This window comes from Arthrobacter sp. SDTb3-6 (assembly GCF_013376095.1).
Lineage (GTDB): Bacteria > Actinomycetota > Actinomycetes > Actinomycetales > Micrococcaceae > Specibacter.
This window is the reverse complement of the sequence record NZ_JAAMFN010000110.1, coordinates 1-1,342: the sequence shown is the minus strand read 5'-3', so window position 1 is coordinate 1,342 and position 1,342 is coordinate 1. Positions and strand designations below refer to the sequence as shown.

The 1,342-nt window shown below is 62.8% G+C and carries 1 protein-coding gene; it reads right to left on the bottom strand.

Annotated features, from left to right (window positions below):
• Positions 1-30: 30 nt before the first annotated feature.
• Positions 31-1,287, bottom strand: coding sequence for a M24 family metallopeptidase (locus G6035_RS19510; protein WP_176618760.1), 1,257 nt, complete (start codon positions 1,285-1,287; stop codon positions 31-33).
• Positions 1,288-1,342: the final 55 nt, after the last annotated feature.

Below are 1,342 nucleotides of genomic sequence, written 5' to 3'. Positions count from 1 at the left end.
GCGGCGGGTGGCCGCCGCAGCTGGTGGGTGTTAGGGGTTGATGATGTTGTTGTTGGGGCCGTAGCCGAATTTGGTGATGTTTTCGGCGGTGGTGTCGCCGACGACGAGGATGTCGTGTTCGCGGTAGCCGCCGGCTCCGGGTTGGCCGTCGGGGACGGTGATCATGGGTTCCATGGAGACGACCATGCCGGGTTCGAGGACGGTGTCGATGTCTTCGCGCAGTTCCAGGCCTGCTTCGCGGCCGTAGTAGTGGGAGAGGACGCCGAAGGAGTGTCCGTAGCCGAAGGTGCGGTTGGGGAGGAGGTTGTGGCTGATGTAGATTTCGTTGAGTTCGGCGGCGATGTCCTTGCAGACGGCGCCGGGCTTGATGAGTTCGAGGCCGCGTTCGTGGACTTCGACGTTGATGTTCCACAGTTCCAGGGAGCGGGCGTCGGGTTCGCCGAGGAAGAGGGTGCGTTCCAGGGCGGTGTAGTAGCCGCTGGTCATGGGGAAGCAGTTCAGGGAGAGGATGTCTCCTTGTTGGAGTTTGCGGGTGGTGGCCCAGTTGTGGGCGCCGTCGGTGTTGATGCCGGATTGGAACCAGACCCAGGTGTCGCGGACTTCCTGGTCGGGGAAGGTGCGGGCGATTTCGTGGACCATGGTTTCGGTGCCGATGAGGGCGACTTCGTATTCGCTGATGCCTTCGCGGATGGCGGCCTTGATGGCTTCGCCGCCGAGGTCGCCGATGCGGGCGCCGTGTTTGATGACTTCGATTTCTTCGGCGGACTTGATCATGCGTTGGCGCATGGCGGCCTGGGAGACGTCGGTGAGGGTGGCGTTGGGGAAGGCGGCCTGGAGTTTGTCGCGGAGCAGGACGGGGAGGGTGTCGTCTTCGACGCCGAGGCGGGTGGCCTTGATGCCGCGGCGGTTGAGGGCTTCCTGGATGCCGAAGTAGAAGTTGTCGCGGCGCCAGTCGGTGTAGACGATGTTGTCGCCGTAGCTGGTGCGCCAGGGCATGCCGGCGTCGATGTTGGCGGTGATGGAGACCGAGTCGTTGGGGGTGACGACGAGGGCGTAGGAGCGGCCGAAGTAGGTGAAGAGGTAGTCGGAGTAGTACTTGATGTTGTGGTAGCTGGTCAGGACGACGGCGTCGAGGTTTTTTTCGGCCATGATGGTGCGCAGTCCGGTCAGGCGGCGTTCGAATTCGGCGTCGGTGAAGGTCAGGGGCGCCTTGGTGCCGTTGTGCAGGGTCTTGAGGCGCTCGAGCTCGGTGACGGACGTCGCGGCCGGGGAGGTGGTGATGGTCATCGGGGTGTTCCTTTGCTTATTTTTTTGATGTGTTGATTGACGGGAAGGATTTGGG

Excerpts from the sequence above, each read along its gene's own strand:
- G6035_RS19510 (WP_176618760.1), bottom strand. The coding sequence starts at position 1,287 with ATGACCATCACCACCTCCCCGGCCGCGACGTCCGTCACCGAGCTCGAG.